Source organism: Streptomyces sp. NPDC041784 (assembly GCF_055591025.1).
Genome location: NZ_JBVJAB010000005.1, coordinates 111,131 through 129,765, shown reverse-complemented (window position 1 = coordinate 129,765; position 18,635 = coordinate 111,131). Strand labels below are relative to the sequence as shown.

Annotated in this window: 13 protein-coding genes and 1 tRNA gene; 6 read left to right on the top strand and 8 right to left on the bottom strand. The window is 71.5% G+C overall.

Translation table 11 applies throughout. The features are described 5' to 3' along the window. Positions 1-125: 125 nt before the first annotated feature. The 3 genes from glmU to ACZ6D7_RS12805 all read right to left on the bottom strand — a co-directional run bounded on the left by glmU (position 126) and on the right by ACZ6D7_RS12805 (position 2,635). Positions 126-1,574, bottom strand: a complete 1,449-nt coding sequence (gene glmU / locus ACZ6D7_RS12815; RefSeq protein ID WP_469488392.1) for a bifunctional UDP-N-acetylglucosamine diphosphorylase/glucosamine-1-phosphate N-acetyltransferase GlmU — start codon at positions 1,572-1,574, stop codon at positions 126-128. 111 nt (positions 1,575-1,685) lie between these two features. Next, positions 1,686-1,760: transfer RNA gene (locus tag ACZ6D7_RS12810), tRNA-Gln, on the bottom strand. 14 nt (positions 1,761-1,774) lie between these two features. Then, entirely contained in the window at positions 1,775-2,635 is an 861-nt protein-coding gene (locus ACZ6D7_RS12805; protein ID WP_469488389.1) for a hypothetical protein, read from the bottom strand. A gap of 166 nt (positions 2,636-2,801) precedes the next feature. On the opposite strand from ACZ6D7_RS12805, the gene ACZ6D7_RS12800 reads away from it, so the two are divergent. Further along, a complete protein-coding gene (locus tag ACZ6D7_RS12800) occupies positions 2,802-4,100 on the top strand; it encodes a sensor histidine kinase (RefSeq protein WP_469488386.1) in 1,299 nt (432 codons plus the stop codon). A 60-nt stretch (positions 4,101-4,160) separates the two neighbouring features. Here ACZ6D7_RS12800 and ACZ6D7_RS12795 read toward each other — a convergent pair whose 3' ends face one another. Then, on the bottom strand, positions 4,161-4,658 hold the full coding sequence (locus ACZ6D7_RS12795; protein ID WP_469488379.1) for an SUKH-3 domain-containing protein: 498 nt from the start codon (positions 4,656-4,658) through the stop codon (positions 4,161-4,163). 53 nt (positions 4,659-4,711) lie between these two features. Then, positions 4,712-5,257, bottom strand: coding sequence for a YwqJ-related putative deaminase (locus ACZ6D7_RS12790; protein WP_469488374.1), 546 nt, complete (start codon positions 5,255-5,257; stop codon positions 4,712-4,714). Between the two features lie 301 nt (positions 5,258-5,558). On the opposite strand from ACZ6D7_RS12790, the gene ACZ6D7_RS12785 reads away from it, so the two are divergent. The 3 genes from ACZ6D7_RS12785 to ACZ6D7_RS12775 all read left to right on the top strand — a co-directional run bounded on the left by ACZ6D7_RS12785 (position 5,559) and on the right by ACZ6D7_RS12775 (position 10,669). Further along, positions 5,559-6,554, top strand: a complete 996-nt coding sequence (locus tag ACZ6D7_RS12785) for an SMI1/KNR4 family protein (RefSeq protein ID WP_469488369.1) — start codon at positions 5,559-5,561, stop codon at positions 6,552-6,554. A gap of 8 nt (positions 6,555-6,562) precedes the next feature. Then, positions 6,563-9,595 carry an SUKH-4 family immunity protein gene (locus ACZ6D7_RS12780; RefSeq protein ID WP_469488364.1) on the top strand — a complete coding sequence of 1,011 codons (3,033 nt, stop codon included), beginning with the start codon at positions 6,563-6,565 and terminating at the stop codon, positions 9,593-9,595. Between the two features lie 189 nt (positions 9,596-9,784). Further along, positions 9,785-10,669 carry a cellulose-binding protein gene (locus ACZ6D7_RS12775; protein ID WP_469488358.1) on the top strand — a complete coding sequence of 295 codons (885 nt, stop codon included), beginning with the start codon at positions 9,785-9,787 and terminating at the stop codon, positions 10,667-10,669. A 243-nt stretch (positions 10,670-10,912) separates the two neighbouring features. Here ACZ6D7_RS12775 and ACZ6D7_RS12770 read toward each other — a convergent pair whose 3' ends face one another. The 3 genes from ACZ6D7_RS12770 to ACZ6D7_RS12760 all read right to left on the bottom strand — a co-directional run bounded on the left by ACZ6D7_RS12770 (position 10,913) and on the right by ACZ6D7_RS12760 (position 14,743). Beyond that, positions 10,913-12,568 (bottom strand): sodium/solute symporter, encoded by a 1,656-nt coding sequence (locus ACZ6D7_RS12770; RefSeq protein WP_469488353.1) that lies wholly within the window; start codon positions 12,566-12,568, stop codon positions 10,913-10,915. Beyond that, positions 12,565-12,969, bottom strand: coding sequence for a DUF485 domain-containing protein (locus tag ACZ6D7_RS12765; RefSeq protein ID WP_469488350.1), 405 nt, complete (start codon positions 12,967-12,969; stop codon positions 12,565-12,567). The genes ACZ6D7_RS12770 and ACZ6D7_RS12765 overlap by 4 nt, the downstream gene beginning before the upstream one ends. 196 nt (positions 12,970-13,165) lie before the next feature. Beyond that, positions 13,166-14,743 carry an MFS transporter gene (locus ACZ6D7_RS12760; protein ID WP_469488347.1) on the bottom strand — a complete coding sequence of 526 codons (1,578 nt, stop codon included), beginning with the start codon at positions 14,741-14,743 and terminating at the stop codon, positions 13,166-13,168. 442 nt (positions 14,744-15,185) lie between these two features. On the opposite strand from ACZ6D7_RS12760, the gene ACZ6D7_RS12755 reads away from it, so the two are divergent. Together ACZ6D7_RS12755 and ACZ6D7_RS12750 are read left to right on the top strand one after the other, a co-directional pair. Further along, positions 15,186-15,974, top strand: coding sequence for an ABC transporter ATP-binding protein (locus tag ACZ6D7_RS12755; RefSeq protein ID WP_469488344.1), 789 nt, complete (start codon positions 15,186-15,188; stop codon positions 15,972-15,974). Continuing rightward, entirely contained in the window at positions 15,971-18,550 is a 2,580-nt protein-coding gene (locus ACZ6D7_RS12750; RefSeq protein ID WP_469488341.1) for an ABC transporter permease, read from the top strand. Before ACZ6D7_RS12755 ends, ACZ6D7_RS12750 begins: the two co-directional genes overlap by 4 nt. The last annotated feature ends 85 nt before the right edge of the window (positions 18,551-18,635 follow it).

The window sequence follows — 18,635 nt, the reverse complement described above, 5'->3', positions numbered from 1 at the left end:
TCCTCAGAGGTGTCTCAGCTGGATGTCGAGAGACCTCGCCGCTGGGCGCGACGGGGCCGTCTCAGCTGGTGGGGTGCGGATGTGCACTTATCACGGTACGCCGAGTTTGACGCACCTGTTTCCGGTCAGTCCTCGGCGTCGCCCTGCCGGGAAGCCACCTCGGCCGCCTTCGCCGCCGCGCTCCCCGGACGCTTACGAGCCACCCAACCCTCGATATTCCGCTGCTGACCACGGGCCACGGCCAGCGAACCGGGCGGCACGTCCTTCGTGATCACGGACCCGGCCGCGGTGTACGCGCCGTCCCCGATCGTGACAGGAGCCACAAACATGTTGTCCGAACCCGTCCGGCAATGCGACCCGACCGTCGTGTGGTGCTTGTCCTGACCGTCGTAGTTCACGAAGACGCTCGCCGCACCGATGTTGGTGTACTCACCGATCGTCGCGTCACCGACATAGGAGAGATGCGGCACCTTGGTGCCCTCCCCGATGGAGGCGTTCTTCGTCTCCACATACGTCCCGATCTTGCCCTTCGCACCCAGCCGGGTACCGGGACGGAGATAGGCGAACGGCCCCACCGTCGCGTTCGCACCGATGTGCGCGGTGTCGGAGACCGTGTTGTCCACCCGGGCACCCGCACCGACCGTCGTGTCCTTCAGCCGGCAGTTCGGACCCACCTCGGCACCCTCACCCAGGCGCGTGGCGCCCAGCAGCTGCGTCCCCGGGTGGACCACGGCGTCCTGCTCGAACGAGACCGTCACGTCCACCCAGGTCGTCGCCGGGTCGATCACCGTCACACCCGACAGCATGGCCTCGGTCAGCAGCCGGTCGTTGAGGATCCGGCGCGCCTCGCTCAGCTGGACACGGTTGTTGATCCCGGCGATCTCCCGGTGATCCCCGGCGACGGACGCACCGACCCGGTGACCGGCCTCACGGAGGATCCCGAGGACGTCCGTCAGGTACTCCTCGCCCTGGCTGTTGTCCGTCCGCACCTTCTTCAGCGCGTCCGCCAGCAACTGACCGTCGAACGCGAAGACCCCGGAGTTGATCTCACGGATCGCCCGCTGGGCGGCGGAGGCGTCCTTGTGCTCGACGATGGCCGTGACGGCACCCGTGGACTCGTCCCGGACGATCCGGCCGTAACCGGTCGCGTCCGGCACCTCGGCGGTCAGCACGGTCACCGCGTTGCCGTCGGCCTGGTGGGTGGCGGCGAGCGCGGCGAGCGTCGCACCGGTCAGGAGCGGGGTGTCGCCACAGACGACGACCACGGTCCCGTCCACGCCGCCACCGAGCTGCTCGAGGCCCATACGGACGGCGTGCCCGGTGCCGTTCTGCTCCGCCTGGACAGCGGTACGTACGTCGGCGTCGACCTCGGCGAGATGCGCGGTGACCTTCTCGCGCGCGTGCCCGACGACCACGACCAGGTTCTCGGGGTTCAACTCACGGGCGGCGGCCAGCACATGGCCCACGAGGCTGCGGCCGCAGATCTCGTGCAGGACCTTGGGTGTGGCCGACTTCATACGGGTGCCCTCACCCGCTGCGAGAACGACGACGGCTGCCGGGCGAATGGCGCTCACGGAGTTGCCCTTCGGCTGTGGAGTGAGGTGGGACATCCGAAGGATACCGGGGCGTTTCTTGGGGGACATGAGAGCGGGCCCTGACAGTGCTGTCAGGGCCCGAACCGAGCATGGCTCCCCCGCCAGGACTCGAACCTGAAATACATCATCCAAAGTGACGTGTGTTGCCGATTACACCACGGGGGATTACCGGGTGCAGCCTACGCGGTCCGCCGCCGGGCCTCCACCACCATGCCAGACCACCACCCTTCGATGCGACGGTACAAGTCGGCTCCCTTCAGGACTCTGACGACCAAGCAACCCCGGTAGGCGTCTCCGACGTTCTTCCGTACGGTCTTGGGGTTGTGTTTCTTCAGGGTCGTCTTGTAGAAGGCAGAACGATCGGCCCCGACGAGGTCTCCCCAGTACTGCTCAGCGCCGGTGACATCGGCGGTCTCGTGAATCATCACGCCGAATCGAAGGCGCTCGCGAGCTACGCCAAGCAGGTCCAGCCAGGCCAGGTAAAGCTCGATGACCCCGGGATCGCTGTTGACGAAGATGACGCTCTCGCGTCGGTCGTAGGACTTGTCCTTGGTTCCCTCGGCCCAATACAGGGCCACCCCGGCCATGAACAACTCGCGGTCGGTCATCGTGCCGATCTCGTGTGCCGCCGTCTCCTTCGTTTGCGTCCGCTCGGCGTCGCGGATCGCTCCCTCGTGCTCCCAGCGCTTCCGGGCCGCCAGCTTCGCCTGCTCGCTGGGGTTGCGTCGCTCCGGCCTCGGCAGATCCCGCACCCAAAGCGAGATCGAACTCTTCGAGCACCCCAGCTCCACCTGGATCTGGTCGTACGTCCAGCCCTGGAGCCGTAGCTCCCGCGCCCTGTTCCTGAGGTCGTCCTTCGCTTTGGGGCGCTTCGTCCATTCTGGGGGCGGCTCGCCCTCCAGGAGGCGGTTGAGGATGTCGTTGTTGTCGACGTGGAGCCGGTCGCGGATCTGCCGTCGGCTGAGTCCCGCCTGCCGGAGCGCGACCGCCCGTTCCCTGAGCGCCTCGAAGTCCGCGTACTTGCCATGTGAATGTGCCATGTGCATACCGTCCGGGCGGAATGGTGGGTTCCGGGATCGAACAGGCGTGGTTCAGCAGTTCGAGGGATACCGGTGGGTTTCGGTGCTGTTCGGTTACGGGGTGTGGTGTAGGCCGGTCGACGAAACTCGCCGGAAAAGGCGGGGTCCGCGCCCGTAGGCTGGAGGCATGACCACGACGGGGGAAGAGCGCACGGCGGCCCGGGGAGGGCCGCTGTGGTGGACCAGATGGCGCAGCGCGGCGTTCGACTGGAGTCTGGCGCTGGTGTCGGCCGTGGAGTGCGCGGTGGAGGGGGTGCCGTTCGCACGGGACGCGGGGGTGCCGGTGGCCGTGGGGGTGGTCTTCGGGTTGCTCGCGGGGTCGGTGCTGGTGGTGCGGCGGCAGTGGCCGATCGCTGTCGTGCTGGTGGCGATCGCGATCACGCCGGCGCAGATGGGGTTCCTGATGGGGATCGTCGGGCTGTACACGCTCGCCGCGTCGGAGCTGCCGCGCCGGATCATCGCGTCGCTGGCGGGGATGCAGCTGGTGGGGACGTTGATCGTGACGTTCGTGCAGGTGCGGCAGAGCATGGACCGGGGGCAGCAGACGATCGGGGACTGGTTCATTCCGTTCGCCGCGCTGGCGACCTCGTTGGGGCTGACGGCGCCGCCGGTGCTGCTGGGGTTGTACGTGGGGGCGCGGCGGCGGTTGATGGAGAGCCTGCGGGAGCGGGCGGACAGCCTTGAGCGGGAGTTGCAGCTGCTGGCGGAGCGGGCGGAGGAGCGGGCCGAGTGGGCGCGGGGTGAGGAGCGGACGCGGATCGCTCGGGAGATGCATGACGTGGTCGCGCATCGGGTGAGTCTGATGGTGGTGCATGCGGCGGCGTTGCAGGCGGTGGCGCGCAAGGATCCGGAGAAGGCCGTTCGGAATGCCGCGTTGGTGGGGGACATGGGGCGGCAGGCGTTGACGGAGTTGCGGGAGATGCTCGGGGTGCTGCGGAGCGGTGGTGTGCAGGAGCGGGCGGCGGTGCCGTTGGCGGCGGTGGGGGCGGCGGCTGCGGCTGCGGCGTCGCGGGCGGTGGAGGAGGCGGAGGGGCCGTGTCTGGAGGAGTTGGAGGAGTTGGTCGGGCAGTCGGCGGCTGCGGGGATGGTGGTGGATCTGTCGGTGGAGGGGGAGGTGCGGTCGTATGCGCCGGAGATCGAGCAGACGGCGTATCGGGTGGTGCAGGAGGCGTTGACGAACGTGCACAAGCATGCGGCGGGCGCGAAGACGTATGTGCGGTTGGCGCATCGGGTGGCGGAGATCGCGATGCAGGTGGAGAACGGTCCGCCGCCGGAGGTGGGTTCGGCGTCGTCGGCGGGGTTGCCGTCGGGTGGTAATGGGTTGGTGGGGATGAAGGAGCGGGTGGTGGGGCTGGGTGGGGTGTTTGTGTCGGGGCCGACGGAGGCGGGGGGTTTCCGGGTGTCGGCGGTGATTCCGGCGGCGTAGGGCTGCCTGTGGGTGCGGTGCGGTCAGTCGGCGGTGTAGGGCCTGTGGGTGCCGTACAGGTCAGCCGGCGGTGAGGCGTACCGGTTCGATGCCGGAGATGAGGGCGCCGAGGGCTTGGTCGATGTCGGGGCCGAGGTACCAGTCGCCGGTGTGGTCGAGGGCGTAGACGCGGCCTTCGTTGTCGATGGCGAGGATGGCCTGGGTGTCGGGTTCGGTGCCGAGGGGGGCGACGTCGGTGTCGAGGGCGCGGCCGAGGTCGGCGAGGGTGCGGGCCATGTGGAGGCCGTGGAGGGGGTCGAGGTGGAGGGTGGTGGGGGCGATCTGGCGGCCGGTTCCGCCGGGGGTGACGGTGAGGCCGCCGAATTCGGCCCAGGCTTCGACGGCGGCGGGGAAGACGGCGTGGCGGTGGCCGGCGGGTGAGGTGTGTTCGCGGAGGGTGTCGGCCCAGATCTCGGCCTGTTTGATGTCCCAGCGTCCGGGTTGCCAGCCGGCGGCGCGCAGGGCGGCGTCGACGGGGACGGGGAAGCGGGTGGTGGAGGTGCGGTGGTCGGGGTGCATCTGCCTTCGTTCGTCGAGACGGTGCTGGGTGTGCTGGGTGGGCGGCCGTGGGGTCAGTCGGTCGCTTCCGGGTCGACGATGCGGACGCCGAAGTGGGCGCTGAGGGCGGTGCAGGCGCGGCAGGGTTCGGCGAAGCTGCCGTGGAGGGGGTCGCCGTCCTCGCGGATGCGGCGGGCGGTGAGTTTGGCTGCTTTGAGGGCTTTGCGGGCTTCGCCGTTGGTCATGGGTTTTCGGGCGGCGCGTCTGCTGCGGGTGGCGTCGGCGGTGGTGAGGTGGCGGGAGATGAGGAGTGCTTCGGCGCAGCGGCCGGTGAAGCGGTCGCGTTGGGCGCTGGTGAGGGTGTCGAGGAAGTCCTGGACGAGGTGGTGCAGGGGTGGGGGCTGGTCGCCGCGGGCGGCGGTGCCGGTGAGGGTGGCGCCGCGGACGGAGAGGGCGGCGGCGACGGTGGGGAGTATGCCGTCGCGTCGGTGGCGGAGGGTGGGGGTGTGGGGGGCGTCGGTGGCGGACCAGCCGATGCGGGGGTCGCCGGCGTGTTGGTGGTGCAGTTCTTCTGACCTGGCGTTGTGTGGCCCTGTTTGGGTCGTGTTCATGATCGTCATCCCCTCCCGAGCATCCCCCCGGACGTCACAGGGTGCCAAATGGCGTGGCGGGTGCGGAAGCTGGGGCGGTGCGACACGCCCGGGTTTGGGCGGGCTGTCACGGCAGGGTGACGGCTGGTCACGGAAGTGGAGGCCCGGTGACCTGTCTCGTCGTACCGCATAGGCTGTCGCCACTGTGTGGCGCGCGGTCGACGCGCGTTGGCAACCGTTGGAGACAGTCGAATACGGGGCGTGGTGGTTCGGGACCGGAAGCGGAACCGGCCGCTGGGGCCCGTACAGAGTGCCGCAGGGGGCAACCGCCATGACGACGAGTCGGCTCGGGCACCAAGCCGTGCCGCCGAACGCGGCCTATGCCGGGCAGGTCGTGCATTTTCCGGATCCGGTCCGGGCGGCACGGCACCCGAGAGGGGTGCGGGTGGATGAGCGGGGCTACCCGGACTTCTCGGTGTACGCCCGGGCGGCCGCGGAGATCGCGGAGCCGCCGGAGGGTTTCGGCGTCGATGAGTTGCGGCTGACGGACTATGTGTCGGCGAACGCGGCGTTGGCGGCGTCGGGGCACGAGTTGTGGGACACGGTGCCGAATGTGGCGACGCCGCACGGCTGGACGTGGCATCACGTGGTGGGGTCGCGGCGGCTGGAGCTGGTTCCGGTCGAGGTGAAGGCGTTGCTGCGGCATCACGGTGGCCTGGCGACGGCGGTGGTGGATCAGTCGAAGCGGGGGACGCGGCCGTTGCAGGAGACGCGTCCGGTGCATTTCGGGCTGCCGAAGTCGGGTGCGGCGGTGTCGGAGCAGCAGGTGCAGGGGGTGGAGGAGGAGCTGGGGTACCGGTTGCCGGGTGCGTACCGGTCGTTCCTGAAGGCGGCCGGTGGGTGTGCTCCGGTGGGGGCCGCGCTGGACGCGGAGCTGGGGTTGTTGGTGGACCAGCCGTTCTTCACGGTGCGGGACGAGGCCGCGGTCAATGATCTGGTCTATGTGAACAAGTGTCTTCGGGATCATCTGACGAAGGACTATCTGGGGGTCGGGTTCGTCCAGGGTGGTCTGGTGGCCGTGAAGGTGAAGGGCGACCGGATCGGGTCGGTGTGGTTCTGCGCGTACGACGATGTGCGTGACGTGGATCCGGGGTGGCCGCCGGCGGAGCGGGTGGGGCGGTTGTTGTTGCCGTGCGGTGAGGATTTCGACGTGTTCCTGTCGCGGTTGGCCGGTAATCCGCCGGAGTTGGAGACGGTGGCGAATCTGATGGTGGACGGCGGGTTCGCGCGTGCGGTGTCCGTGGCGTCCGTGGCTGCTGGGGAGTGAGCGGGACGATGGTGACGTTCGCGCAGGCGCAGGAGCGCGCGGAAGAGTGGATCAACGGGGACGTGCCGGCGTATCAGCACCGTGAGGTGCGGGTGCGGGAGTTCGAGCTCGGGTTCGTGGTGTGGGCGGAGGACCGTGCGGAGGGTCCACGTTCGGACGGGGGCGCGCATCGGCTGGTGATCGCCCGGGACAGCGGGGAGGCCACGCTGTGGCCGGCGCTGCCGGTGGGTGAGGTGATCCGCCGGTACGAGGAGGAGTACGGGCGTCCGGAGGGGGCGGCGGACGCGGTGCCGGCGCCGGCGCCGGTGGCTCGGGTGGATCTGAATCAGACGTCGTTCCTGTTGACGCCGCCGGAGTGGTTGCAGGAGGCGGCAGACAGGTTGGGGATCGGGGAGCAGGGCGGTTCCGGTTCCGCGTCGGGTGCCGGTTCGGGTTCCGGTCCGGCTTCGGGCTCTGGGTCGCGTTCCGGTTCCGGTTCCGGTTCCGGTTCCGGTTCCGGTGTGCCGGCTGGGGTCGACGGGCGGGTGTCGTCCGATCCCGCGCTGCCGCAGACGCAGGCCGGGGTGCCGGGGAGCGGGCTGGCCGAGACGCGGGGTGGGGTGCCTGGGGGTCCGGCGGCCGCTCCGGCTCCGGCTCCGGCTCCGACTCCGGCTCCCGGGGTGCCTGGGGGTCCGGCGGCTGCCGTTCCGCCGGGGGCGACGCCGTGGACGGGTACGGACACCAACGGCGACGCGGGTGACGACCGTTCCGTACCGCTGCCCGCGACCGTCTTCGCCCCGCCGTTGAGCGGTTCGGACGACGAACTGCCGCCGCCCTCGACCGCGCCGGACGCCAAGACCGCGCTGATGTCGGGCGGCAGCCAGCTGCCGCCCACGGCGGTGGCGCCGGCGTTCGACGATGCGCGTGCGCCGGGGACGGGCGGTGCGCCGGGTGCGCCTGCCGGTACGCCCACGCCCGCGCCTCCGGCTCCGCCGCAGGGGCCCGCCGGGGCGTCGTACGGCTATCCGCAGGGCGGCGGTACGCCTCCGCCCCCGCCCTCGCCGAGCGTGCCGTCGTACGGCTCCTCGCAGGGGGCGACGCCTCCGCCCGGTGGGTCGTCCTACGGCTATCCGCAGGGTGCGGGGGTGGGTGCGGGTGCGGGTGCGGGTGCGCCGCAGCCGCCGTCGGGTCCGTCCGGGCCGTCGGGTCCGTCCGGTCCGGGTACGCCCTCGCGGCCGCTCGCGCCGAACGCCGGTGACATCGCGGACGCGGCGACCAGCAAGGCCGCGCCGCCTCCGCGGCGGGCGCGGGGTGGCGGGGCTACGCCGCCGCCCCCGCCGGGTGCGCCGGGGACGCCGGGTGCGCCGGGTGCGCGGCCGGGCGGTACGCCTCCGCCGCCGCCTTCCGCTCCGGGTGCTCCGGGTGCGCCTGGTGCTCCGGCGGGTGGGTACGTGCCGACGCAGCTCGTGTCGGCCCTCGGTCCGGACGGTCCGGGGGGTCCGGCGGGTCCGGGTGGCGCGCCGCAGGCGCCTGGTGCTCCTGGTGCTCCGGGTGTGCCCGGTGGGCCGAGCGCGCCCGGTGGGCCGAGCGCGCCCGGAGGTACGCCTCCCGGTGGGGTCCACCACGCCGCCACGATGCTCGCCGACCCCAGCCGGATGGGTCCGGGCGCGCCGCAGCCGCCGGGCGCCCCTGGTGGCCCCCACGCGCCTGGCGCGCCGGGTGCTCCGGGCGCCCCCGGCGCACCTCAGGCTCCGGGCGCTCCCGGTGTTCCTGGCGCCCCGGCCGGGCCTGGTGCGCCTGGCGCGCCCGGCTCCGCGGGGGGCGCGCAGGGCGCCGTTCACCACGCCCGGACGGTCATGGCGCCGCCCGTGGGGGGTCCTGGCACGCCTCCGCCGCCACACGCTCCGCACGCCCCGGGTGCTCCCGGCGTCCCCGGCGCACCAGGTACCCCGGGCGCCCCTGGAATGCCCCCTGGCGCCCCTCAGCCCATGCCCCCGGGCGCGATGCCGCCTCCCGGTGCGATGCCGCCCCCGCCGGCTCCCGCCCCGGGACAGCCCCCGGCGTACGGGTATCCGCAGCAGCAGGGCATGCCGACGGTCGGCCCTGGGTACCAGGCCGTGCTGCGCTTCCGCGCGCAGGACGGGTCGGAGCAGCAGCTGATCCGGCGTTCGGCGCCGGGCACCCCGCACCCGGAGTGGCAGATCTTCCACGAGCTGCGGGCCATGAACGTGCCGCCGGACCAGGTGCTGGAGCTGCACACCGAGCTGGAGTCGTGCGAGCTGCCGGGCGCGTACTGCGCGCGGATGATCCGGGAGCAGTGGCCGCAGGCGCGGATCACGAGCATCGCGCCGTACGGCACGGATCACGCGAGCCGACAGCAGGGCATGCGGCAGTTGCTGGCGCACCAGGGCGAGTTGCATCAGGTGGCCGACGGTCCCGCGCGGCCCGCGCCGGTGCGGGCGCCGTTGCCGCCGGTGCAGGCGGCACCGCCGATCCCGCCGGAGGCGATCGCGCAGGAGCTCGGGGCGGCGTTCGGGCCGGGTGTCTTCCGGTTCGAGCAGGCCGCGGTGTCCCGGCAGGGTGTGCCGCCGGTGGTCGCGCACACGCTGGTGGCGGCGGGGCTGCCGATGGACCTGGGTCCGTTCTTCTGGGCGCAGGCCCAGCCGGGGCGGCCGGTGCCGACCCTGGCGGAGCTGGCGGCCGAGCGGGGCGTGCAGCCGGCCTCGGACGCGGGCTCGTACCTCGTCATGGGCAGTGACTTCGGCAAGGCGATCTGTGTGCAGTACGGGACGGCGAACATCGTCGCGGTGCCCGTGGAGGCGGGGCCGGGCGGGGCGCCCGTACCGCCGCAGTTCGTGAACACCGGGCTGCCGGAGTTCGCGCGCTGTCTGGCGCTGCTCGGGCGGATGTGGCGGCTGCGGTACGGGCTGAACCAGGAGCAGGCGGGCCGCTGGACCGTCGACTTCCAGGCGCAGTTGGTCTCGCTGGACCCGGCGGCGCTGGGTTCGCCGGACAGCTGGTGGTCGGTGCTGCTGGAGCAGATGTGGGACGGGCTGTTGTAGGGCGTCCGTCGTGTCGACCCGCGTGGGTCGAGGGCCGGGCCCGGTCGTGTGACCGGGCCCGGCCCTTTTGTGTCGCGTGCTGCCCATAACCGGTGCGCGGAGTGTCGCGTTATGAACACTTAAGCCCGATACATCAAGATATGCGCGAAATCATTATTTCGTGTTCGTCTGGTGGAGAGGGGCTGCACGATGAGCAGCGCACGGGTTTCATTGCCGGGGTTCGTGACCGTTCGCGGGCGCGGCTACCGGCCCAAAGATGTCGATGTGTACACGGCCGCGCTCTCCGCCGAACGCGACGCCGCCTGGGAGCGGGTCGCCCGGCTCACGGTGCTCGCCAAGGACATGGTCGTCGAGGTCGAGCGGCTGCGCGGGGCCCTGACACGGCTCGGGCCGCAGTCGTACGACGAGCTGGGGGAGCGCGCACGGCACCTCTTCCACCTCGTCGAGGAAGAGGCGGCGCAGGTGGTCGCGACCGCCCGGCGCGAGGCCGAGGAGCAGGTCGCACAGGCCGAGGAGCGCGCCGACGTCGTGCGCCGGTCGGCACAGAAACAGGCGGACATGCTCCGCGAGGAGGCCAAGGAGAACGACCGTCGGCGGCTGCTCGCCGCGCGCGCCGAGGCCCACGCGATCCGGGTCGACGCCCGCGAAAAGGTGAAGGAGTTCCGCCGCGAGGAGCTCGACAGGCTGCGCGGGGTGCGGAACAACACCGCGGGGCTGCTCGTCGAACCGAAGCGGGAGCACGCCGAGAAGATGGCCGCGGTGGAGCGCGAGACCGCCGAACGGGCCGCCGCGCTCGACGCGCAGCACGCCCGGTCGATGGCCCGCGCCGAGGAGGCCCTGGCCGAGGCGGAGCGGGAGCTCGCCGAGGCCGAGGAATCGTCCCGGCGTCGCCAGGAGGAGGCCCAGAAGCGTGCCACCGAGCTCATCGCCGAGGCCCGGCTCAAGGAGGAACGTGTTGCCCGGGACACGGAGCGGGTGCTGCGGGAGCACGGCGAACGCTGGGACGAGGTGCAGGCGCACATGGACCAGATGCGCGACAGTCTGAAGGTGCTCACCGGGAACACGGTGGAGTGACCGCCGAGCTTGAAACGGCTCACCGGAGACACGGTGGGGTGACCGCCGAGCTCGAAACGGCTCACTGGGAACACGGTGGAGTGACCGTCGGCCCCTCTTGCGTGCCGCACGGTGGAGGGGCTGTCGGCCCCCCTTCCGCGCGGCGCGATGGAGGGGCCGACGGTCACTCCGCCCGCCGTGTTCGCCCGCCTCCCTGCCGTGCCGTCCGGCTGCTCCCTGTCCTGTCCCTGTCCTGTCGTGCCGTCAGTCCCCCTTGCGCACCGCCGCTCCCGCCAGGATCCAGCCCTCCACCGCCTCGTACCGGCGGCGCTGTTGCTCGGCGTCGTCGCGGCCGGAGGCGAGGGTGCCGAGCCAGCCGAGGGCGAAGCCGAGGGGGACGGTGACGAGGCCGGTGGTGGTGAAGGGGAACCAGTTGAAGTCGGACTCGGGGAAGGCGGAGACGGGGGAGCCGGAGACCAGGTTGGTGCCCGGCATGAGGATCAGCACGGCGAGAGTGCCGCCGATCAGGGTGCTCAGCAGGCCGGTGCGGGTGTAGCGGCGCCAGAAGAGGCTGTAGACGAGGGCGGGGGCGAGGGCCGAGGCGCCGATGCAGAAGGAGAGGGTGACCAGCGGCTGGAGGCTGCGGTGCTGCACCTGGGTGGCCAGCAGGATGGTGGGGATGCCGACGGCGAGCGCGGAGAGGCGGGCCAGCAGCATCTCGCGGCGCGGGGAGGTGTCCTGGGCCCGGGCGGCGAAGACGTCGTGGGCCAGGGAGTTGGCGCAGGCCAGGATCATGCCGGCGACCGAGGCGAGGACGGTCAGGAAGATCGCCGTCGTGACGGTCGTGAACAGCAGGGTCTCCGCGGTGGACACGTCGGTGCCGAAGGCGGCCCGGGAGCCCAGCAGATAGGCGGTGTTGCCCTGCGGGTCGGCCTGGGCGATCACCGCACGGCCGATCAGGGCCGTGGCGCCGAACCCGACGACGGTGATGACCAGCACGAACAGCGCCACGCCCGACACCGCCCAGGACAGTGAGCGGCGTACCTGGCGGGCGGTGGTGGCGGTGTACATGCGCATGGTGATGTGCGGCAGACAGGCGCCGCCCAGCACGACCGACAGCTGGGAGGTGATCATGTCGATCCGGGGGTACGGTCCGCCGGCGAACTCCAGACCGGAGCGCAGGAAGGAGTCGCCGACGCCGCTGCCGCGGGCCGCCGCGTCGAACAGGGTGCCCGGGTTCCAGTCGAAGCGGCTGAGCAGCAGGAGGGCCACCGCGATGCCGGAGCCGAGCAGCATCACGATCTTCAGGATCTGGATGAGGGCGGTGCCCTTCATGCCGCCGATCGCCGCGTAGCTGATCATCAGACCGCCCATGCAGACGATGCAGCCGGTCTTCACCGCGTCGCCGGAGAACCCCAGCATGAACGCGAGGAGCTGTCCGGTGCCGGCGAGCTGGACCAGCATCATCGGCAGCAGCGCGGCGAGGGTGACGGCGCAGGCGGTGATCCGTACGGCGCGGCCGGGCATCCGGCGGGCCAGCGCGTCGCCCATGGTGAACCGGCCCGCGTTGCGCAGGGGTTCGGCCAGCAGGAACATCAGCAGCATCAGCGACAGGGCCGTGCTCAGCGCGAGGACCACTCCGTCGTAGCCGCACAGGGCGATCACGCCGGTGGTGCCGAGAACGGTGGCGGCCGAGATGTAGTCGCCCGCGACGGCCAGACCGTTGCGCAGCGGGGACAGGGAGCGGTAGCCGGTGTAGAACTCGTCGAGGTCGTCGCGGTCGGGGCCGGTCATCACGCACAGCAGCAGGGTGACGGTGGCGACGGCGGTGAAGGCGACGAGGGACATGGTCTGCGCGTCGCCGCTGAACTCCGTGACGGAGGCGGCGAACTGATGAGATGACAGCGGATCCGTGCTCATCGGGTCGCCCCCCGCCGTACGTCGATCTCCGACTGCCGGCGGATGCGGTCCGCGAGCGGGTCGACATGGCGGCGTGCGGTGCGCTCGTAGACGGCGATCGCCAGCCAGGTGACGGGCAGCTGGAGCAGGGCGAGGAGCAGCCCGGCGGGCAGTCCGGTGGCGACGGTGGCCGTCATCAGGGACGGCGCGAACGCGGACAGCACCAGGAACAGCACGAAGTAGCCGAGCGCGGTGAACGTGGCCACGCGCCGCTGGCGGCGGTAGGCGCTCCGAAGGATCCGAAGGTCGCTGTGGTGCCCCAGCGGGGCGCGGTGGTCCGGCCGTCGGGGGGCGGGCGGGGGTGGTGGGGGCGGCTGCCAGGGATAGGTCAGTTCGTGCGGATACGGGTCGTGGGACGACATCCCGTACTCCTTGCAGGGCTCGGGTCCATGGCGGTGGACGGCAGGGAGGCTGGGGGGTGTGAGTGACGCACGCTACTCGGGAGTAGCCGAATCGCGAAGGGTTTTCACCAAACTGGTCGGTCGGTATGCGCTTGCTGTGGGTATGGGGGCTTGACCTGCGGTGTTACCCGCGTTAACCCCCCGTCTTCGGGGTGCGTCAGTCGCCCTGCTCCCCCAGCACCGGGAACCGGCGCGGCGCCACGCACAGCAGCACCAGGAACGCCAGCGCGGCGGCGCACGCGGCGCCCAGATAGACGGCGTGCACGGCGCTCGCGATGGCGTGCCGGGTCGTCTCGGGCGCCGTACCCGCGTCCAGCGCGCGCGTGACGGAGTCCAGGTCGCCCGCGCCGCCCAGTCGGGCCGCCAGCACACCGTTGGCGACCGCGCCGAACACGGCCGCGCCGACCGTCTGCCCGGTCTGCCGGCAGAACAGCACCGACGCGGTCGTCGTCCCGCGCTCCGACCAGCCCACCGTCGACTGCACCCCGACGATCAGCGGCAGCTGGAACAGGCCCAGCGCGGCCCCGAGGAGCAGCATCAGCAGCGTCGGCTGCCAGGCCGCGCCCGGATACGGCAGGAACGGGAACGCCAGCAGGATCAGCGCCCCCGCGCCGATGCCGAGCAGCGCGGTGTCCCGGAAGCCGATGCGCCGGTAGACGTGCTGGCTGAGGGCGGCCGACACCGGCCAGCTCAGCGTCCACACGGAGAGCACGAACCCGGCCGCCACCGGGCCCAGGCCCAGCACCGACTGGGCGTACGTCGGCAGGAACACCGTTGGCGCCACCATCAGCAGACCCAGCGCGCCCAGCGCCAGGTTGACCGCCGCGATCGTACGGCGCCGCCACACCCAGCCCGGGATGATCGGCTCCGCGGCCCGGCGCTCGATGACGACGACCAGCCCGGCCAGCGCCGACCCCGCCCCGAACAAGGCCAGCGACGGCCCCGACAGCCACGGCCACGCCACCCCGCCCTGCACCAGCGCCGTCAGCAGCACCCCGCCGCACGCGAACACCGCCAGCGCGCCGGCCCAGTCAACCCGCGCGCGTGGGCGAGGCTTTTCGTCTGCACGCGCGTGGGGGTGCGGTTTTCCGTGGTCACGCGCGCGTGGCGCCCCCTTCGGCACGGACTCCCGCTGCGGCTCGTGCAGATGACGGACGATCAGCCACAGCGCCACCGCGCCGATGGGCAGGTTGACCAGGAAGATCCAGCGCCAGTCCGCGTACGCGGCGAGCACCCCGCCCACGCCCGGCCCCGCGACCGCCGAGACCGCCCACACCGTGGACAGCTTCGACTGGATCTTCGGCCGCTCCCGCAGCGGGTACAGATCGGCGGCGAGCGTCTGCACCGTGCCCTGCAACGCCCCGCCGCCCAGGCCCTGCACGACACGGAACGCGATCAGCGCCCCCATGTTCCAGGCGAGCGCGCACAGCAGGGAGCCGAGCAGGAAGAGCGCGGCGCCCACGACCAGCACCGGCTTGCGGCCGAAGGTGTCGGAGAGCTTGCCGTAGACCGGCAGGGTGACCGTCACGGCGAGCAGATAGCCGGAGAACAGCCACGAGAAGACGGAGAACCCGCCGAGGTCGCCCACGATCTGCGGGACGGCCGTGGAGACGATCGTGGAGTCCAGGGCGGCCAGCGCCATGGAGAGCATCAGCGCGGCGACGACCGCGCCCCGCCGGTGCGGTCCGGCGGACCGCTGTGCGGCCTCGCGTGTCGCGGGTCTCGCGTCTCCCACCGGATGCCCCCCCGTGTCGCCCGTGTCTCCCGTGTCGCCCGTGTCTCCAGTGCCCCTTGCATCTATCTCCCGGAGGACAGCTTCCCACTCACCGCCGGCGCCGGGGAGGCTTGACCTTCACGCGACGGGAGGGTGGAGCCTGAGTGGGCCGGAGGGTGGAGTCACCCCGAGAGGCACTCCACCCGGCGGTGGACTGCCCCTAGGGGTACCTCCGTACTACGGCTCGGGGAGGGTTCGTACCGCCGGAGGAGGAGAAGGCCCCGGACCCGTCCTTAACCTGGCTTCAGGCCGCTGGGGGGCGGCCAACCCCTCCGGCGGAGGGTGGGGTTAACCCCCCGAGAAGAGGGGTCCGGGCACCAGCGCGCCGGACCCCCTCCCGCCGACAGACTCTTCGACGTAGCGCTCCTCGCTACGCATCCGCTTCCGACAGAGGAGACTTACCGTGACTTCGGCTGTGACCATTCCCAGGCACGGGGGCACTGGAGGGCGTACGGCCGTCGCCGCGCGGGCGCGGCAGGTCGTCAAGGCGTACGGGGCCGGGGAGACGCGCGTCGTCGCCCTCGACCACGTCGACGTGGACATCGCGCGGGGACAGTTCACCGCGATCATGGGCCCCTCCGGGTCCGGCAAGTCCACGCTGATGCACTGCCTCGCCGGACTCGACACCGTCACGTCCGGGGAGATCTATCTCGACGAGACCGAGATCACCGGGCTGAAGGACAAGAAGCTCACACAACTGCGCCGGGACCGGATCGGGTTCATCTTCCAGGCGTTCAACCTGCTGCCGACGCTGAACGCGCTCGAGAACATCACGCTGCCCATGGACATCGCCGGCCGCAAGCCCGACAAGGCGTGGCTGGACCAGGTCGTGGAGACCGTCGGGCTCGCCGGCCGGCTCAAGCACCGCCCCACCCAGCTCTCCGGCGGCCAGCAGCAGCGCGTGGCCGTGGCCCGCGCCCTGGCGGCCCGCCCCGAGATCATCTTCGGCGACGAGCCCACCGGAAACCTCGACTCGCGCGCGGGCGCCGAGGTGCTGGGCTTCCTGCGCCGCTCCGTCGACGAGCTGGGCCAGACCATCGTCATGGTCACGCACGACCCGGTGGCGGCCTCGTACGCGGACCGGGTGCTGTACCTCGCCGACGGCCGGATCGTCGACGAGATGTTCAAGCCCACCGCGGACACCGTCCTGGACCGCATGAAGGACTTCGACGCCCGGGGGCGTACGTCATGACCGTCATGAAGACCTCGATGCGCAACTTCGTCGCGCACAAGGGACGCATGGCCCTCTCGGCCGTCGCCGTCCTGCTGTCGGTGGGCTTCGTGTGCGGGACGCTGGTGTTCACCGACACGATGAACACCACCTTCGACAAGCTGTTCGCCGCCACCTCCTCCGACGTCACGGTCAGCGCCAAGGGCGCCTCCGACACCGGTGAGACGACCTCCGGCAACGGCAAGCCGCCGGTCATGCCGGCCTCCGTCCTCGGCGAGGTCCGCGGGGCGCAGGGCGTGAAGTCGGCGGAGGGCACCGTCTTCTCCAGCGCGGTGACCGTCGTCGACGCCGACAAGGACAACCTGTCGCCGTCCAGCGGCGCGCCCACCATCGTCGGCAGCTGGAACGCCAACGAAGCCCGCACCATGAAGGTCACCTCCGGTACGGCGCCCAAGGGCTCCGACCAGGTCATGGTCGACGCGGACACCGCCGACAAGCACCACCTGAAGCTCGGCGACGAGATCGGCGTGATCTCCGCGGTCGGCACGCACACCGCGAAGATCTCCGGCATCGCCACCTTCACCGTCACCAACCCCGGCGCCGCGATCTTCTACCTGGACACCCCGACCGCCCAGCAGACACTGGTCGGCGAGAAGGACGTCTACACGAACGTCAACGTCACCGCCGCGGCCGGGGTCAGCGACGCCCAGCTGAAGAAGAACGTCGCGACCGCGATCGGCGCCGACTACAAGGTGCAGACCGCCAAGGAGACCGCCGACGCCAACCGCCAGGACGTGGGCGACTTCCTCAACGTCATGAAGTACGCGATGCTCGGCTTCGCCGGGATCGCCTTCCTCGTCGGCATCTTCCTGATCATCAACACCTTCTCGATGCTGGTCGCCCAGCGCACGCGGGAGATCGGCCTGATGCGCGCCATCGGCTCCAGCCGACGGCAGGTCAACCGCTCGGTCCTGGTCGAGGCGCTGCTCCTGGGCGTCGTCGGCTCGGTCCTCGGCGTCGGCGCGGGCATCGGCCTCGCGGTCGGCCTGATGAAGCTCATGGGCATGACCGGCATGAACCTGTCCACCGACGACCTGACAGTGGCCTGGACGACCCCGGTGATCGGACTGGTCCTGGGCGTCGTCGTCACCGTCCTCGCCGCCTACCTGCCCGCCCGCCGCGCCGGCAAGGTCTCCCCGATGGCCGCCCTGCGCGACGCCGGAGCCCCGGCCGACGCCAAGGCGAGCGTCGTACGGGCCGTGCTCGGCCTGCTCCTCACCGGCGCCGGCGGCTACGGCCTCTACCTCGCCTCCGCCGCGGACAAGGCGAGCGAGGGCTCGCTGTGGCTGGGCCTGGGCGTGGTGCTGAGCCTGATCGGCTTCGTCGTCATCGGCCCGCTGCTCGCGGGCGGCGTGGTCCGGGTCCTGGGCGCGGTCCTCCTGCGGGCCTTCGGCCCCGTCGGCCGCATGGCCGAACGCAACGCCCTGCGCAACCCGCGTCGCACCGGCGCCACCGGCGCCGCCCTGATGATCGGCCTCGCGCTCGTCGCCTGCCTCTCCGTGGTCGGCTCCTCCATGGTCGCCTCCGCGACCGAGCAGCTCGACAAATCCGTCGGCACCGACTTCATCATCCAGAGCGACAAGGGCGACCTGATCACCCCGGAGGCCGTGCAGGCCGTGAAGGCCTCGCCGGGGCTGGAGCGGGTCACCGAGTACAAGATCCTGGACGCCGACCTGACCACCCCCGACGGCAAGACGTCGAAGGGGGAGACCATCAACGCGGCCGACCCGACGTACGCGACGGATCTGCGCACCGAGACGGTGGCCGGCAAGCTCGCGGACGCCTACCGCCCCGACTCGATGTCCGTCTTCGAGGGCTTCGCCAAGGAGCACGGCATCCGCCTCGGCTCGAAGGTCGACGTCGCCTTCAAGGACGGCACCACCGCCTCGCTCACCGTCCGCGCGATCACCAGCGACGACGTCGTCATCGACAAGGGGGCGATGTACGCCGCCATCTCCACGGCCGCCAAGTACGTGCCCGCCGACAAGATGCCGCTCGACCAGCTGGTCTTCGCCTCGGCCAAGGACGGGCAGCAGGACGCCGCGTACACGTCCCTGAAGTCGGCGCTGCACGACTACCCGCAGTACACCGTGCGCGACCAGACCGACTACAAGGAAGCCCTGAAGGACCAGATCGGCCAGCTGCTGAACCTGATCTACGGCCTCCTGGCCCTGGCGATCGTCGTCGCGGTCCTCGGTGTGGTGAACACCCTGGCCCTGTCGGTGGTGGAGCGCACCCGTGAGATCGGCCTGATGCGGGCCATCGGTCTCTCCCGCCGCCAGCTGCGCCGCATGATCCGCATGGAGTCGGTCGTCATCGCCCTCTTCGGCGCCCTCCTCGGCCTCGGCCTGGGCATCGGCTGGGGCGCCACCGCCCAGCAGCTCCTCGCCCTGGAGGGTCTCAACGTCCTCGAGATCCCCTGGCCGACGATCACCGGCGTCTTCGTCGCCTCGGCCTTCGTGGGCCTGTTCGCGGCCCTGATCCCGGCGTTCCGCGCGGGCCGCATGAACGTCCTCAACGCCATCGCGACGGACTAGCCGCGCGGCGAGGGGATACGGGGAACCGGCCCGGCACCGAGAAGTCACGGGGGACTTCTCGGCGCCGGGCCGGTTCTGTTTCCCC